The sequence below is a fragment of the Streptomyces sp. NPDC088733 genome, assembly GCF_044751185.1.
Classification (GTDB): domain Bacteria; phylum Actinomycetota; class Actinomycetes; order Streptomycetales; family Streptomycetaceae; genus Actinacidiphila.
The window spans coordinates 293297-307481 of record NZ_JBIVLH010000002.1; the positions used below are offsets into that span (position 1 = coordinate 293297).

Consider the following 14185-nt stretch of genomic DNA (forward strand, 5'->3'; position numbering starts at 1 on the left):
CCTCATGACGACGACCGCCCTGCCGGTCACCTCCGCCCGACATCGCGGTGTCGCCGCGATCAGGGTCCGGCGGACCGCGAGCCGCATCCTGACCGCTCTCGCCCGCTCGGTCGCGATCTTCGTACCCGTGTTCCTGGTCGCGACCTTCGTGACCTTCGCGCTGCGGTCGCTGAGCGGCCTCAGCCCGGCGCGGATCCAGCTGGGCGAGGACGCGACCCCCGAGGCGATCGCCAGGGTCGAGGCCCACTGGGGGCTGAACCGGCCCTTCCTCGTGCAGTACTGGGACTGGTTCACCGGCATCCTGCACGGACAGCTCGGCACCAGCTGGACCAACGGTGCCGACATCTCCACCCTCATCGGCCTCGGCCTCGATGTCAGCCTCTCGGTCGCCACCTTCGCACTGGTCCTCGGAGTGACCGTGGGCTTCGCCCTCGGCACGGTGGCGGCGCTCCGCAGCACCACCTGGCTCGACCGCGCGATCACGGGCTTCGTCACGGTGATCTCGGTGATGCCCCCCTTCGTGGTGGGCATCGTGCTGGTCGCCGTCCTCGCCGTGGAACTGCACCTGTTCCCCTCCGCCGGCTACGTCCCGGCGGAGCAGGGCATCGGCCCGTGGCTCGCGCACATCACCCTGCCCGCCGTCGCCCTGAGCCTCGACGTCGTCGCGGACGTCGCACGCCAACTGCGCACCAGCCTCGTCGCCGCCTACCGCGAGAACTACGTGACCGGCGCGGTGGTACGGGGCCTCAGCCCACGGCGTGTGTTCTTCGGCCATGTCCTGCGCAACGGCATCGGGCCGGCGCTCGCGACCGTCGGGCTGAAGTTCCCCGCGCTGGTCGGTGCCTCCGTCGTCACGGAGTGGATCTTCGGTCTCCAGGGCTTCGGCAGGTTCGCCAACGACTCCGCGCAGGCGGGCGACGTACCCGCCGTGCAGGGCGTCCTCGTGGTGTCGATCGTCCTGGTCGTCACCTTCAACCTGATCGTCAACCTGGTGCTGTCGCGCGTGACGCCGGCCGCCCAGCGGGGGGTATGACCATGGTGCGCCGCGTCCTCGCTCTCCCCTCCGGCCGGATCGCCGCGGCCGTCCTCGCCGTGATCGCGCTGCTGGCGGCCCTCGGCCCGGTACTCGCCCCCGCCGATCCCCTGGCCACCGGCGCCGACACGCTCGCCGGCGCGTCCTCGGCCCACTGGCTGGGCACCGACTACCTCGGCCGTGACGTGCTGAGCCGGCTGCTCGACGGCTCCCGCGTCAGCGTGCTCGGCTCCCTGGAGGTCGCGCTCACCGCCCTGGTGGTCGGTGCGGTCCCCGGCATCCTGTCGGTCCATCTCGGCCGGGTCTTCGAGTGGATCACCCTCCGTCTGGCCGACACGCTCGTCGCCCTGCCGTTCCTGCTGTTCGCCGTCGCGGTCATCGCCCTCCTCGGCAACGGCATCACCCAGGCCATGCTGGTCACCGGCGCCCTGGTGTCGCCGCTGTTCTACCGGGTGGCCCGCGCCGCGACCCTCGCCGTGGCCCGGGCGCCGTACGTGGAGGCCGCGCTGATCTCCGGGGCCTCCATCGGCTGGATCGTCCGCCGCCACGTCTGGGTCAAGGTGCTCCCGCCGATCGCCGTCGCGTTCGCCCAGACGATCGGACTCGGCTTCGTCATCGTGTCGAGCCTGACGTTCCTCGGCATCGGCGTCCAGCCTCCCGCGCCCACGTGGGGCGGCCTGCTCGCCTACGACCTGGGCTACCTCAGCCAGCAGCCGTGGGCGCCACTGGCACCCGCCCTGCTGATCATGGTCGCCGTCTGGGCCGGCAACCAGCTCGCCGACGCGATCCGCGACGTCTCCGGCGAGGCGGGCCGCGCGCTGGTCAACGCCCGCAAGGCCCGTGCCAACCGCCGAGACCGGATCGACGCCGCCGGAGGTGCGCGATGACCACCGTGTCCGAGAACCTCGACCCCGGACAGACCGCAAGCGCCGTGCCCGGCGATGCCGGCGGAGACGAAGCCGGCCCGCCGGCGCCGGTGCTGTCCCTGCGCGACGTGCACATCGGCGACCGGGCAGGTGACCGCGAGATCGTCCACGGCGCGACCTTCGAACTCACCCCCGGCAAGGCGGTCGGCATCGTCGGAGAGTCCGGCAGCGGGAAGACCCTCACCTGCCGCGCAGCGCTCGGCATCCTGCCCCCGCACTTCGAGGTGACCGGCGGCTCGGTCGAGATCCTCGGCACGGACATCGCGACGCTGACGCCTCCGCAGTGGACCGCGCTGCGGGGCGCGGTGATCAGCGCCGTCTTCCAGGACCCCGCGTCCTATCTGAACCCCTCGATCCGGGTGGGTCCGCAGATCGCCGAGGTCGTCCGGGCCAAGAAGAAGCTGAGGCGGCGCGAGGCACGCGACCGTGCCGTCGAACTGCTGCGGGCGGTCCGGCTGCGCGATCCGGAACTCGTCTTCACCCAGTACGCCCACGAGCTCTCCGGGGGCATGCTCCAACGGGTCCTGATCGCGGCGGCCATCGCCGCGGACCCGCGGGTGCTCATCGCCGACGAGGCCACGACGGCCCTCGACGTCACCGTCCAGGCCGAGATCCTCGACCTCCTGGCCGAACTGCGCGACCGCACAGGGCTGGCCCTCGTCCTCGTCTCCCACGACCTGGCCGTCGTCGCCCAGTTGTGCGACGAGGTCCTCGTCATGCGCCAGGGCGAGGTGGTCGAGCAGGGACCGACGCACGCCGTACTCCACGCCCCGCGGCACGAGTACACCCGCCTGCTCGTCGCCGAGCACCAGCAGTACGGCCTGGAGAAGTTCCGCACCCCCGAGGAGGACCGTTGACCACCGAACCGCCCGCAGCGCGCTCCGCCGGCGGCGAACCGGGCGCCCCCGTCCTGGAGGTCGCCGGACTCCAGGTCCACTACGGCCTCGGCCGCCGTCGCCGCCGGGCCCTGCACGACGTCTCGCTGACCGTCGCGCCGGGCGAGATCGTCGGCGTCATCGGTGAGACCGGATCGGGCAAGACCACCCTCGCGCGCGCCGTACTGGGCCTGGTGCGCCCCTCCGCGGGCTCGGTCGCCGTCGGCGGCGAGGACGTCAGCGCCCACGGCCGCCGGCAATGGCGTGCCCTGCGCCGCCGCGGCGTCGTCCAGTACGTCTTCCAGGACCCGCTGCGCAGTCTCGACCCGGACCTCACCGTCGAGGAGTCCCTGGCCGAGCCGCTGCTCCTTCGCGGGGACACCCGCGCCGCGGCGGCCGAGCGGGTGCGCGCGTTCCTGCCCCGCGTGCGCCTGGACGAGGAGTTGCTGCACCGGTTGCCCGGGGAGCTCTCCGGCGGTCAGCGCCAACGGGTCGCCGTCGCGCGGGCGCTGATCACCGATCCGCGGCTGGTCGTCCTGGACGAGCCGGTCAGCGCCCTGGACTCGGCCAACCGCGTGCAGATCCTGGAGATCCTCAAGGAACTGCGTGCCTCCGGCGTCGCCCTGGTCCTCATCTCCCACGACCTCGGCTCCGTGGCCGGTGTCTCCGACCGCATCGCCGTGCTCTACCGGGGCGAACTGGTCGAGGCCGGCGCCGCCCGCGACATCGTCGGCCGGCCGCGGCACCCGTACACACGCCTGCTCGTCGGCTCCGCGCCCACGCTGCACTCCTCCCCCGCGGACCGTGCCGAACGCGAAGCCCTGCGCACCCTGCTCGACGCCTGAGCCCACCACACACAGGAGGAAGCCACCATGTCCCGCAGGATCCACCTCGCGCTCCACCCCTACGGTGTCGGCGGCCCCGGCCAGCACGGCCTGTGGCGGGACGCGCGCGTCGCCAAGAACGCCAGCATCGACATCAACTACTACATCGAACAGGCCAAGGCGGCCGAGCACGCCCTCTTCGACGCCCTCTTCATCGTCGACAGCCAGTTCATCAACGCCACCTACCCGGCCCACTACCTCAACCGGCTGGAACCCCTGACCCTGCTGTCGGCGGTGGCCACGCACACCCGGCACATCGGCCTGGTCGGCACCGCCAGCTCGACCTACAACTCGCCCTTCAACCTGGCCCGGCGCTTCGCCTCCCTGGACCACATCAGCGGGGGCCGCGCCGGCTGGAACGTCGTCACCAGCTTCGACACCGGCACGTCCCGGAACTTCGGGTTCGACGAGCACCTCGACTACGCCACCCGGTACGGCCGGGCCCTGGAGTTCGTCCAGGTGGCCCGCGGTCTGTGGGACTCCTACGAGGACGACGCGTTCCCGGCCGACGTGGACCGCAACCTCTTCCTCGACCCGGCCAAGCTGCACGCGCTCGACCACGTCGGCGAGCACTTCAAGGTCGCCGGCCCCCTCAACCTCTCGCGGTCGCCGCAGGGCCAGCCCGTGATCTTCCAGGCCGGGGTCTCCGAGGAGGGGCGCGACCTGGCGGCGCGGGTGGCCGAGGGCATCTACGCGCCCGGCGGGTCCCTGGAACAGGCCCACGACTACTACACCGACATCAAGCGGCGCACCGCCGCCCACGGCCGCGACCCCGGCCACATCAAGATCTTCATCCACGGCAGTCCCGTCGTCGCCGCCACCGACGGGGAGGCCCGGCGCCGCGAGCGGGAGATCTTCGAGGAGGACAACGACTTCGACCGCAACCTCGCGCTGCTGGGCCGCGCCTTCGGCGCGTACGACTTCAGCGCGCACGACCTCGACGCGCCGTTCCCGGACGTCGCCCACCTCGCCGAGAAGGGCGGCAGGACCGGCGCCGCACGGATCATCGAGCGGGCGAGGGCCGAGAACCTCACATTGCGTCAGATCGCGGACTCGGTGAACGAGTTCCGCGTCTCGCCCTTCGTCGGGGCGCCGGACACCGTGGCCGACACCATCGAGCGGTGGTTCCTGGCCGACACCTTCGACGGCATCAACCTGGCCTTCCGCACCAGCGACGAACTCGCCCTCTTCGTCGACGGTGTCGTCCCGATCCTGCAGCAACGCGGCCTGTTCCGCACCGAGTACGAGGCCGACACCCTGCGCGGCAATCTCGGCCTGCCGGTCCCGGCCAACCGCCATACCGAGGGACGCCGGCTCGTGGACGGCCTCGTCGAGGGCCTCACCGACGATCTCGTCAACGACTGAGGCCGGCCCATGACCTCCGCGACACCGCGCTTCCGGCTCGGCTTCCTCACCCATGTCCAAAGCCGCGACGACAACCCGGCCCGCACCTACCGCAACGCCCAGGAACTCTTCGTCGCCGCCGACGAACTCGGCTTCGACGTCGGCTGGGTCGCCCAGCACCACGTGCCCGCCGGCGGTGGCGGGCTGTCCTCGCCGTGGACCTTCCTCGCCCACGCCGCGGCACGGACCACCCGTATCCGGCTCGGCACGGCCGTCACCGTCCTTCCTCTGGAGGACCCGGTGCGTCTGGCCGAGGACGTCGCCACCGTCGACACGCTCAGCGGCGGCCGCGTCGAGATCGGCGTGGGCAGCGGCTACAACGGCCTGGAGTACGCCGCGTTCGGCAAGGACATCGAGCGCAGGCGTGAACTGACCAGCGCGCACCTCGACATCCTGCGCCGGGCCCTGGCCGGCCAGGAGGTGCGGGCGCCCGGCTTCCGTGTGCAGCCCGCCACGGGTGACGTCACCGACCGCGTCTGGCAGGGCGTGTTCAGCGCGCAGGGCGCCGCGTACGCCGCGGCGGCCGGCTCGAATCTGCTCCTCAACCGGGCCGCGTACGGGTTCGACGCGCCGACCGACACCGTGCAGCGCCCGTGGGCGGACGCCTTCCTCGCCGCCTGGGAGCAGCCGCGCCGCCCACGGATCGGGTTGTCCCGGTTCGTGTTCCCCGCAAAGGACAAGCGCACCGCGCTCCGGCAGATCGGCGACGACGTCCTCCGGGCGGCATCGCGCATGGCGGACAGCGGCGCCTTTCCGAGGGGCCTGGACGTGGCCGAGGCCCTGCGCCGCTTCCATGCCTTCCACGGAGCTCCCGAGGAGATCGTCGCCGCGCTGCGGCAGGAGAGGGTGCTGCCGGTCGCGACCGATCTGATCACCCAGTTCAACCCCGCGGTCCCCGACCACGACGCGGCGCTCCGCGCCCTGGAACTCATCGCCACGCGGATCGCCCCCGCCTTGGGCTGGCAGCCCGCCGGCGCACCCCGGCCCGAACCCGCGGGAGTCTGACATGACCGAATACACCGACCACCACGCCCCCGAAGGCCTGCGCACGCGCGGCACGGTCGTCGTGGTGCCCGGTCGCGGGGAGACACGCGCGACCTACGCCCGGTTCGGCAGGCGGCTGGCCGCCGACGCCTACCGCGTCCGCGTGATCGACGCCCCGGCGGTCGGCACCGCCGATGCGCCGGAGTCGTCGGCCGCGCTCGGCAGGCGCCTCGCCGAGGCCGTCGAGGGCGCCGCCGGCGAGGACGGCCCGGTACGGCCCCTGGTCCTCGTGGGAGCCGACGCCGGCGCCGTGGCGATCGCCGCGTTCCTCGCCCTCGTCGCGAGCACCGAAGGGACGGATGCCGGACGGCCGGACGCCGTCGTCCTCGCGGGTCTTCCGGGCCGGGCCGCCACCGCGCCCGGCACCTGGGAGGCCGAGTTGGACGTCCGCACCTCCTGCCCCGCGCACCGGAGCACGCTCACGCAGGACCCGCGGGTGAGCCGGGGCTCGCTCGGCGACGCCCTGCCGGATGCCCTGCTCGCGGCGGCCCACGACACCGAGGCCGACGTCCCCGCCCTGCTCCTCGTCGGTGACGCCGATCCGCTGGCGGACCGCGACGCGCTCGCCCGTACCGCCAAGTCCCTGCCCCGGGCACGCCTGTCGGTGGTCCGGGGCGCCCACCACGACGTCCTCAACGACCTTCAGCACCGCTCGGTCGCGGCCGAGGTCGTGCTGTTCCTGGAGGCGCTCCGCGACGGCCTCATGCCCGTCGTCACGGTGGAGTCGAGCGCCTGGTGACCACCGCCGCCGACACCTCCCCCGCGCCCCTGACCCAGTGGCGAACCGCCCCACCCGGTACGTCCATACCCCGAACCCGGAAGGTCCGCATGGCCGCCATCCTGTCCGTCTCCGGAAGCCCCTCCGCCACCTCCCGCACCGCACGTCTGCTGCGTCACCTCGACGAACGCCTGCGGCTCCAGGGCCACGACGTCGTCTCGCTGGAGGTGCGCACCCTGCCCGCCGAAGCGCTGCTCGGCGCCGACTTCCGGCACCCGGCCGTCACCGAGGCGGCGGCCCTGTTCCAGCGCTCCGACGGCGTGGTGATCGGCACACCCGTCTACAAGGCCGCCTACTCGGGGCTGCTCAAGTCGCTGCTCGACCTGCTCCCGCAGTACGCGCTCGCCGACAAGACGGTGCTGCCGCTGGCCACCGGCGGCAGCACGGCCCACGTGCTGGCCATCGACTACGCGCTGCGTCCGGTGCTGAGCGCCATGGGCGCCGCGCACATCGTGCCGGGCTGGTTCACGCTCGACAAGGACATCACCGTGGCCGACGACGGCGCACTGACCGTCGCGCCTGCCGCGGCCGAGGCCCTGGTCCAGGTCACCGACCGCTTCTCCGCCGCCCTCGGAGGCCGTACGACAGCCCTCGCGCCCACGGGATGAGCGCCGCGCCGCCATCGCCGTGACGGCTCAGCGACGGGTGCGCAGCAGCAGCCGCAGGAAGTACGGCGTGCCGATGACGGCTGTCATGAGCCCGGCGCCGAGCTGCGCCGGGGCGATGACCGTACGGCCGATGAGATCGGCGGTGCAGACGAGCACCGCGCCGAGGAGGACCGCGACCGGGACGACCCGCACGTGCCGACGGCCCACCAGGGCCCGCGCCGCGTGCGGGGCGACCAGTCCGACGAAGCCGATCGTGCCCGCGGCGGCCACGGCGGTGGCGGTCAGCAGCACGCTCGTCACGAGGATCCCGAGCCGGGCCCGGCCCGGTCGCAGACCGAGGAGGCGGGGGGTGTCCTCGTCGAGGGAGAGGAGGTCCAGTTCGCCGCGCCGGGCCACCGCGACCGCGATGCCCAGGGCGAGGGCGGCGGCGACGGGCAGCGTGTCGGGCGCGGTGCGTCCGTAGGTGGAACCGGACAGCCAGGTCAGGGCCTTCGTCGCGTTGAACGGGTCGGTGAGGACGATGAGCAGGCTGATGAGGGCCGTGGTCGCCGCGGACACGCCGACGCCGACGAGGACCAGCCGGGTCTGCTGGAAGCCGCCCCGCGCCGCGAGTCCGAAGACGACGAGGGCGGTCACGCCGGCACCGGCGAACGCCGCTCCCGCCACGCTCCACGACCCCGCGGCGGGCACTGTCGTCACGTACAGGACGGCACCGAGCGCGGCTCCGCCCGAGACCCCGAGGATGCCCGGTTCCGCGAGCGGATTGCGGGTGACGGCCTGGACGAGCGTCCCCGACAGGGCCAGCGCCGCCCCCGCCAGGAGCGCCGCCAGGACGCGCGGCACGCGGGTGTCGAGAACGAACGACACGGCCTGACCGGCCCTGCCCTGCGCCCAGTTCACCACGTCGCCCAGCAGCAGCTTGGTGTCGCCCAGCAGCACGCCGGCGACGGCCACGCCCACGAGCGCGGCGACGAGGACGCCCACGGTCACCAGGAACGCGGTTCGGCCCGGGATGCGCAGCCGGTCCGGCGCGCTCACCGCGGCCGTCTCCCGGACGCGCAGCGCCATGACGACCAGGAACACCGCGCCGACGAGGCTCGTGACGACGCCGGTGGGCACGGCGACGGCGGCCTGCGCGTTCACGACCGTGCGCAGGGCCACGTCGGCGCCGAGCACCAGGCCGGCGCCGACCAGGCCCGTGACCGGCATGGACACCCGGCTCCTGACCAGCCGCCGGAAGCGCCGGGTCAGCGGCCGGACGAGGGCGGGCGCGCACAGGCCGACGAAGCCGATGGGCCCGGCGAGCGTGACCGCCGCGGCCGAGAGCAGCGCGGCGAGTACGACCACCGTGATCCGGGTGCCCCGGACGGGCACTCCCAGACCGCGTGCCGCGTCGTCGCCGAGCGCGAGGGCATCGATCCGACGGGCCGTCAGCAGCAGTCCGGCGAGGGCGGCCACGGCGACGGGTGCCATCCGCACGACGCCGTCGAAGCCGTTCTGGCCGATGCTGCCCTGGCTCCACTGGTAAAGGCCGTTGGTCTGCTGGGGGAAGAGCAGGATCAGCCCCTCGGTGACGGAGGACAGCCCGAGGGTGAGGGCGCTCCCGGCCAGCACCAGGCGCACGGTGCCCGCGCCCAGTCCGGACAACGAAAGGACGACGGCCGCGGCCGCGAGGCCGCCCAGGAAGGCCACCCCTGAGGAGGAGAGCAGCGGGAGCGACACTCCGCCGACGGTCAGCAGGCCGAGGGCGAGGTAGGACCCGGCGTTCACGGCGAGCGTGTCGGGAGCGGCGAGCACATTGCGGCTGACAGCCTGAAGTGCCGCTCCGGCGACGCCCAGTGCTGCCCCGACCAGGAGGCCGGCGGCCGTCCGGGGCAGGCGTGAGGCGATCACGACGGACGCGTCGGCGGGGTCGGCCCGGCCGGCGAGTGCCTTCCACACCTCGGCGGGTCCGACGGACGCCGTGCCCTGGGTGATGTCGACGACCGCGAGGACCGCGACCAGGAGCGCGAGCACGGCCGTCACCGCGGCCGCGCCCGTCCTGGAGGCGGCGGCGCGCGGCCGGGTGGCGGGGGTCGTTGCGGTGACGGCCATGGTGCTACTTCGTCAGTGCGGCGACGAGGGCGTCGACGTACGACTCCATCGACCGCGGGCCGCCGAACATCCAGATGCCGTCGGGCAGTCGGTGCACGTTGCCCTTCTTCACGAAGGGCAGGGACTTCCACACGGCGTTCTTGCCGAGGTCGTCGGCGAAGACGTCGCTGGGCTCGCTGTCGCTGCCGATGTACGCGAACCGGATGTCGCCGAGGCCGGTGAGGCCCTCGACATCGGTGGCGGCGAGGCCGTAGTCCTTGTCGCCCTTCATGGTCCAGGCGTTCTTCAGGCCGAGCGCCTCGTTGACGCCGCCGATGAGCGAGCCGCTGGTGTAGGGGCGGACGGACACCTGGTTGGAGGCGACCCAGCCGTCGGCGAACGCGATCCTCGCGCCGTCCAGGCCGGCGTCCGCGAGGGCCTTGCCGCCCTCGGCGACCTTGGTGTCGAACGCCTTCCTCGCCTCGTCCGCGCGGGCCGCGGTGCCGGTGGCCTCGGCGATGAGGTCGAGGTTCTCCTTCATCTGCCCGACCGGGTCGGCCGCGTCGGCGGAGCGGACCTCGAGGACGGGGGCGATCTTCCTCAACTGCGCGACGGCGGAGGCCTGGAGGTCGGTGGTGGCGACGATCAGGTCGGGCGAGAGCGACGCGATGGTGTCCATGCTGGGCTCGCCGCGGGTGCCGATGTCCTTGGGCGTGTTCGTGAGCGGGGCCGAGGTGTCCCACGTCGTGTAGCCCTTGACGTCGGCGACGCCGACCGGGTCCACCCCGAGCGTCACGAGGCTCTCGACGACGTTCCATTCGGTGCCGACGACCTTCTTGGCGGGCCCGTCGAGGGTGACCTCGGCGCCGGTCGCGTCGGTGAGGGTGATGCCCTGGGCGGCCTTGCCGGCGCCGGCGGCCGCGCGCTCGGTGGTCCCGCAGCCGGCGAGGGCGACGACCGCGGCGGCGGCGGCCATGACGATGAACGGGCTTCTCATGAGGTGGTACTGAGCCTTTCGGGTCGTGCGTGGTGGCGGCCCACGGCGCGGGTGCGCAGCAGGCCGGTCAGGGGGTCGATGTCGACTTCGACCCGGATGCCGTAGGTGTCGGTCAGTCGTTCCGGTGTCAGCACGTCCTCGGGACGGCCGTCGGCGACGATCCGGCCCGCGCACAGCAGCGCGATCCGGTCGGCGACGGCGGCCGCCTGGTCCAGGTCGTGCAGGACGACCCCGACGGCGATGCCGTGGTGGTCGGCCAGGTCCCGGACCAGATCGAGGAGTTCGACCTGGTAGCGCAGATCGAGGTACGTCGTGGGCTCGTCCAGGAGCAGCACGCCGGTCTGCTGGGCGAGGCAGCTCGCCAGCCAGACCCGCTGGAGCTGGCCGCCGGAGAGGTGTTCGGCGCCCCGTCCGGCCAGGTCCTCGACGCCGGTCAGGGCGAGCGCACGCCGTACCGCGGCGGGCCCGTCGGGGTCGGGACGGCCCCAGCGCCCCCGGTGGGGGTAGCGGCCGAACTCCACGAGGTCGCGCACGGTCAGGCCGCCCGGTGTGGGGCGCCCCTGGGTCAGCAGCGCGACCCTGCGGGAGAACTCACGGGCGGTCAGGGCGAGCGCGTCGGTGGTGTCCCCGTCCGCCGTGCCGATCGTCAGCGTGGCGCCGCGGGCCCGCTGGAGGCGTGCCACGGTCCGCAGAAGCGTCGACTTGCCGCTGCCGTTGGGGCCCACAAGGGCGGTCACCTCACCGGGCCGGAGCGTGATCGCCGCGTTGTGCACGACGTCCGCCCCGCCGTACGACACGGTCACATCCCGCGCCGACAACCGGTGACCGCGCACGCCGGGGGCCGCGGTCGTCTCTTCACCAGAACTCACATACGAAGGTTAGCCTAACCTAACTAGTGCCTCCGACCACCCCTGGCGGCTCGGTAAACTTAGGCTAACCTTCCCTCATGGCGAAGATCCCTCGGCTCATGCCGCAGAACCCCCGACTCTTCCGCGCCGAGGTCGTCCGCACGGAGCGGGTCTCCCCCTCCATGCAGCGCGTGACCGTCACGGGCGCGGATCTCGGCGAGTTCCCGTGGCTGGGCTACGACCACTGGTTCCGCCTCTTCATGCAGCTGCCCCACCAATCCGTCCTGCGGCTGCCGGAGTTCACCGGGGACCGGTGGTGGCACGCCTACCTGGCCATCCCCGAGGACGAGCGGCCGCACTACTCCAACTACACCGTGGCCGGCCACCGCCCCGAAGCCGCCGAGATGGACATCGACTTCGTCGTCCACCGGGGGCCCACGGGCGAACTGGAGGGCCGGGCCGCGCTGTGGGCCTGCGCGGCCCGCCCCGGCGACGGGCTCGCGGTGCTCGACCAAGGCGTCATGTTCGACCCTCCGCAGGACGCGTCCGAGGTCATCGTGGTGGCCGACGAGAGCGGCCTGCCCGCCGTCACCGGGATCCTGCGCTCACTGCCCCGCGACACCGTCGGCCGGCTCATCCAGGAAATCCCCACCGAAGCCGACCGCCGCGAACTCGACGCCCCCGCCGCCATGACCGTCACCTGGGTCGTACGGGACGGCGCCGACGCCGTCCCCGGCCGCGCCGCCCTCGACGAACTCCACCGGCACACCACCGTCGACACCCACGCCTACGCCTTCGTCGTCGGCGAATCCGGCCTCTCCACCAAGGGCCGCAGACACCTCCACCGCGCCGGCCTCCCCAAGGACCGCATCATGTTCTCGGGTTTCTGGAAGCACGAGGCCCGCAGGCCCGCCTGACGTGCTGCCGCTGAGGTGGGTGTTTCAGGCGGAGGGCTGGGGGCAGGGGTCGAACGAGGGGGGTTCCCGAAGGTGCGAGGGAGTCCGGCCCCATGTCGACAGGGACACTTCTGGCGATCATCATCCCCATCGTGGTGGTGCTCATCATCATCGCGGTGGCGGCCACGCTGTTCACACGGCACCGGCGCCTGCGCCGGCAATTCGGCCCGGAGTACGAGCGGACCGTCGAAGGCACCGGCAGCCGGAGGGAAGCCGAACGGGACCTCAACGCCCGGGCCAAGCGGCACGACTCCCTGGACATCAAGCCGCTGCCGAGCGGTGTCCGCGACCGCTACGCGCGGGAATGGACCGGCGTCCAGGAAGAGTTCGTCGACCGCCCGGAGGACGCCGTCCACGACGCGGACAGCCTGGTGACCTCCCTCATGCACGAGCGCGGGTACCCGACCGAGGACTTCGACCAGCAGCTCAAGGACCTCTCGGTGGAGCACGGTCACACGCTGGAGCACTACCGGGACGCCCACGAGGTCAACGCCCTCAGCTCCCGGCACCAGGCCACGACCGAGCAACTGCGCGGTGCCATGGTGCACTACCGCGCCCTGTTCGACGAACTGCTCACCGACGGCGGCGAGTCCCGCCACGTCCGGGCCTGACGGGCCCGACCGGAGTCCGGGTCACCCCGCGCCGCCACCCCAACACGAGGCAGGCGAAAGATGGAACGCGACCGCGCACGACACTCCCGCGAGAGCGCCCTGACCACCGAGGAACTCGCGCAGCCGCGCGAACACCTCGACACGCCCCCCGACCGGCCGGACCCGTCCTCTCGCGCCCCCGCCTACCCGGGCGAAGGCGCCGTTCCGGTCCGCAAGCCGTCCGAACCCCCGCCGGAGACGGCAGCCGGAACCCCGAGGGAGAACACCGCGGCGGACCGGGCTCCGCAGCTGCTGACCTCGCAGGACGAGGAGAGCTTCCGCGCCCGCTGGCAGCAGATCCAGAGCGAGTTCGTGGACGACCCCCGGGACGCCGTCCACACCGCCGACGCCCTGGTCGCCGACGTCATGCAGAAGCTGGCGGCGACATTCGCCCACCACAAGCAGGAACTGGAGGGCCAGTGGGACCGGGGAGAGCAGGTGAACACCGAGGACCTGCGGACGGCCCTGCGGCAGTACCGCTCATTCTTCAACCGCCTGCTCACTACCTGAGGCCTCCGGGTCCCGCGCGCGGTGCGTGCGGGACCCGCTGCCGTCCGCCGGACCGTCGGGCGGACCGTCGGGCGCAGGATCCTCCAGGCGGACCGTGACCTGTCCGGAAATCCCGCCGCCCCCGGGTCCCCGATGGCGGGTTCCTTTCTGCACGCTGGTGATGAGCAGCCACTCGTAGCGGGTTCGCATTTCGGGGTTCAGCACGGAGTGCGCGGTCGCGGTGAGTCGCACCCATCTGTGGGCGGAAGGTCCCGTGAGCCCGATCGAGATCAGCCGCAGCCACTGGACCAGGGCGGCGGACTGCCCCAGCTCAGCGGGGCCGGGAAGGGCGCCGAACAGCGCGACGTCGTCGCCTTTGCCCAGGATGCGCAACGCGGTCGCGGCGGCCTCGGCGGGCGTCTGCTCCTCGCGGGCGCTGTAGGCGGCGAACAGGGCCATGGCGACGAGGACTCGCACGCGGCGCACGGAGGACGGGAACTCCCAGCCCCATGCCGTGATGCTGTTCACCAGGCGCCGGTGGAACGCCTCGTCGCCCAGGCACTCCGCGAGGATGTCGTCGGCCTCCTGCTCGCACTTGGCAAACGTCACCACGACCGGCC

Annotated in this window: 15 protein-coding genes; 11 read left to right on the plus strand and 4 right to left on the minus strand. The window is 72.9% G+C overall.

The window, feature by feature from the left end:
* Nucleotides 1-4: 4 nt before the first annotated feature.
* The 8 genes from ACIP64_RS04720 to ssuE all read left to right on the plus strand — a co-directional run bounded on the left by ACIP64_RS04720 (nucleotide 5) and on the right by ssuE (nucleotide 7552).
* The gene (locus ACIP64_RS04720) at nucleotides 5-1033 is read left to right on the plus strand and encodes an ABC transporter permease (RefSeq protein WP_401581817.1); all 1029 of its coding nucleotides are present in this window, start codon (nucleotides 5-7) and stop codon (nucleotides 1031-1033) included.
* A 2-nt stretch (nucleotides 1034-1035) separates the two neighbouring features.
* Nucleotides 1036-1920: an ABC transporter permease gene (locus ACIP64_RS04725; RefSeq protein ID WP_401582385.1), complete on the plus strand. Its 885-nt coding sequence runs from the start codon at nucleotides 1036-1038 to the stop codon at nucleotides 1918-1920.
* Entirely contained in the window at nucleotides 1917-2816 is a 900-nt protein-coding gene (locus ACIP64_RS04730) for an ABC transporter ATP-binding protein (protein WP_401581820.1), read from the plus strand. Before ACIP64_RS04725 ends, ACIP64_RS04730 begins: the two co-directional genes overlap by 4 nt.
* Nucleotides 2813-3679, plus strand: a complete 867-nt coding sequence (locus tag ACIP64_RS04735; RefSeq protein WP_401581823.1) for an ABC transporter ATP-binding protein — start codon at nucleotides 2813-2815, stop codon at nucleotides 3677-3679. Before ACIP64_RS04730 ends, ACIP64_RS04735 begins: the two co-directional genes overlap by 4 nt.
* Before the next feature lie 27 nt (nucleotides 3680-3706).
* A complete protein-coding gene (locus ACIP64_RS04740) occupies nucleotides 3707-5083 on the plus strand; it encodes an NtaA/DmoA family FMN-dependent monooxygenase (protein WP_401581826.1) in 1377 nt (458 codons plus the stop codon).
* A gap of 9 nt (nucleotides 5084-5092) precedes the next feature.
* On the plus strand, nucleotides 5093-6127 hold the full coding sequence (locus tag ACIP64_RS04745) for an LLM class flavin-dependent oxidoreductase (RefSeq protein WP_401581829.1): 1035 nt from the start codon (nucleotides 5093-5095) through the stop codon (nucleotides 6125-6127).
* A 1-nt stretch (nucleotide 6128) separates the two neighbouring features.
* A complete protein-coding gene (locus ACIP64_RS04750; protein WP_401581832.1) occupies nucleotides 6129-6905 on the plus strand; it encodes an alpha/beta hydrolase in 777 nt (258 codons plus the stop codon).
* A gap of 89 nt (nucleotides 6906-6994) precedes the next feature.
* Nucleotides 6995-7552, plus strand: coding sequence for an NADPH-dependent FMN reductase (ssuE, locus tag ACIP64_RS04755; protein WP_401581835.1), 558 nt, complete (start codon nucleotides 6995-6997; stop codon nucleotides 7550-7552).
* Nucleotides 7553-7579: 27 nt separating this feature from the next.
* Here the strand turns inward: ssuE and ACIP64_RS04760 are convergent, their stop codons facing one another.
* Genes ACIP64_RS04760 through ACIP64_RS04770 form a run of 3 tightly spaced genes read right to left on the minus strand, consistent with a single transcriptional unit; the run spans nucleotide 7580 to nucleotide 11491 of the window.
* The gene (locus tag ACIP64_RS04760; protein ID WP_401581837.1) at nucleotides 7580-9646 is read right to left on the minus strand and encodes an iron ABC transporter permease; all 2067 of its coding nucleotides are present in this window, start codon (nucleotides 9644-9646) and stop codon (nucleotides 7580-7582) included.
* 4 nt (nucleotides 9647-9650) lie between these two features.
* Nucleotides 9651-10622 carry an ABC transporter substrate-binding protein gene (locus ACIP64_RS04765; RefSeq protein ID WP_401581839.1) on the minus strand — a complete coding sequence of 324 codons (972 nt, stop codon included), beginning with the start codon at nucleotides 10620-10622 and terminating at the stop codon, nucleotides 9651-9653.
* Nucleotides 10619-11491, minus strand: coding sequence for an ABC transporter ATP-binding protein (locus ACIP64_RS04770; RefSeq protein ID WP_401581841.1), 873 nt, complete (start codon nucleotides 11489-11491; stop codon nucleotides 10619-10621). The genes ACIP64_RS04765 and ACIP64_RS04770 overlap by 4 nt, the downstream gene beginning before the upstream one ends.
* A 77-nt stretch (nucleotides 11492-11568) precedes the next feature.
* On the opposite strand from ACIP64_RS04770, the gene ACIP64_RS04775 reads away from it, so the two are divergent.
* The 3 genes from ACIP64_RS04775 (at nucleotide 11569) to ACIP64_RS04785 (ending at nucleotide 13586) form a co-directional block, all read left to right on the plus strand.
* Nucleotides 11569-12387, plus strand: a complete 819-nt coding sequence (locus ACIP64_RS04775; protein ID WP_401581844.1) for a siderophore-interacting protein — start codon at nucleotides 11569-11571, stop codon at nucleotides 12385-12387.
* Nucleotides 12388-12479: 92 nt separating this feature from the next.
* Complete coding sequence (locus ACIP64_RS04780) at nucleotides 12480-13037, plus strand: hypothetical protein (RefSeq protein WP_401581847.1); 558 nt, start codon at nucleotides 12480-12482, stop codon at nucleotides 13035-13037.
* A 60-nt stretch (nucleotides 13038-13097) separates the two neighbouring features.
* A complete protein-coding gene (locus ACIP64_RS04785; protein ID WP_401581849.1) occupies nucleotides 13098-13586 on the plus strand; it encodes a hypothetical protein in 489 nt (162 codons plus the stop codon).
* Here ACIP64_RS04785 and ACIP64_RS04790 read toward each other — a convergent pair.
* Nucleotides 13557-14177, minus strand: a complete 621-nt coding sequence (locus ACIP64_RS04790) for a hypothetical protein (RefSeq protein WP_401581851.1) — start codon at nucleotides 14175-14177, stop codon at nucleotides 13557-13559. The two genes, ACIP64_RS04785 and ACIP64_RS04790, sit on opposite strands and share 30 nt — an antisense overlap.
* Nucleotides 14178-14185: the final 8 nt, after the last annotated feature.

Excerpts from the sequence above, each read along its gene's own strand:
- ACIP64_RS04720 (WP_401581817.1), top strand. The coding sequence starts at position 5 with ATGACGACGACCGCCCTGCCGGTCACCTCCGCCCGACATCGCGGTGTC.
- ACIP64_RS04725 (WP_401582385.1), top strand. The coding sequence starts at position 1,036 with ATGGTGCGCCGCGTCCTCGCTCTCCCCTCCGGCCGGATCGCCGCGGCC.
- ACIP64_RS04730 (WP_401581820.1), top strand. The coding sequence starts at position 1,917 with ATGACCACCGTGTCCGAGAACCTCGACCCCGGACAGACCGCAAGCGCC.
- ACIP64_RS04740 (WP_401581826.1), top strand. The coding sequence starts at position 3,707 with ATGTCCCGCAGGATCCACCTCGCGCTCCACCCCTACGGTGTCGGCGGC.
- ACIP64_RS04745 (WP_401581829.1), top strand. The coding sequence starts at position 5,093 with ATGACCTCCGCGACACCGCGCTTCCGGCTCGGCTTCCTCACCCATGTC.
- ACIP64_RS04750 (WP_401581832.1), top strand. The coding sequence starts at position 6,129 with ATGACCGAATACACCGACCACCACGCCCCCGAAGGCCTGCGCACGCGC.
- ssuE (WP_401581835.1), top strand. The coding sequence starts at position 6,995 with ATGGCCGCCATCCTGTCCGTCTCCGGAAGCCCCTCCGCCACCTCCCGC.
- ACIP64_RS04760 (WP_401581837.1), bottom strand. The coding sequence starts at position 9,646 with ATGGCCGTCACCGCAACGACCCCCGCCACCCGGCCGCGCGCCGCCGCC.
- ACIP64_RS04765 (WP_401581839.1), bottom strand. The coding sequence starts at position 10,622 with ATGAGAAGCCCGTTCATCGTCATGGCCGCCGCCGCCGCGGTCGTCGCC.
- ACIP64_RS04775 (WP_401581844.1), top strand. The coding sequence starts at position 11,569 with ATGGCGAAGATCCCTCGGCTCATGCCGCAGAACCCCCGACTCTTCCGC.
- ACIP64_RS04780 (WP_401581847.1), top strand. The coding sequence starts at position 12,480 with ATGTCGACAGGGACACTTCTGGCGATCATCATCCCCATCGTGGTGGTG.
- ACIP64_RS04785 (WP_401581849.1), top strand. The coding sequence starts at position 13,098 with ATGGAACGCGACCGCGCACGACACTCCCGCGAGAGCGCCCTGACCACC.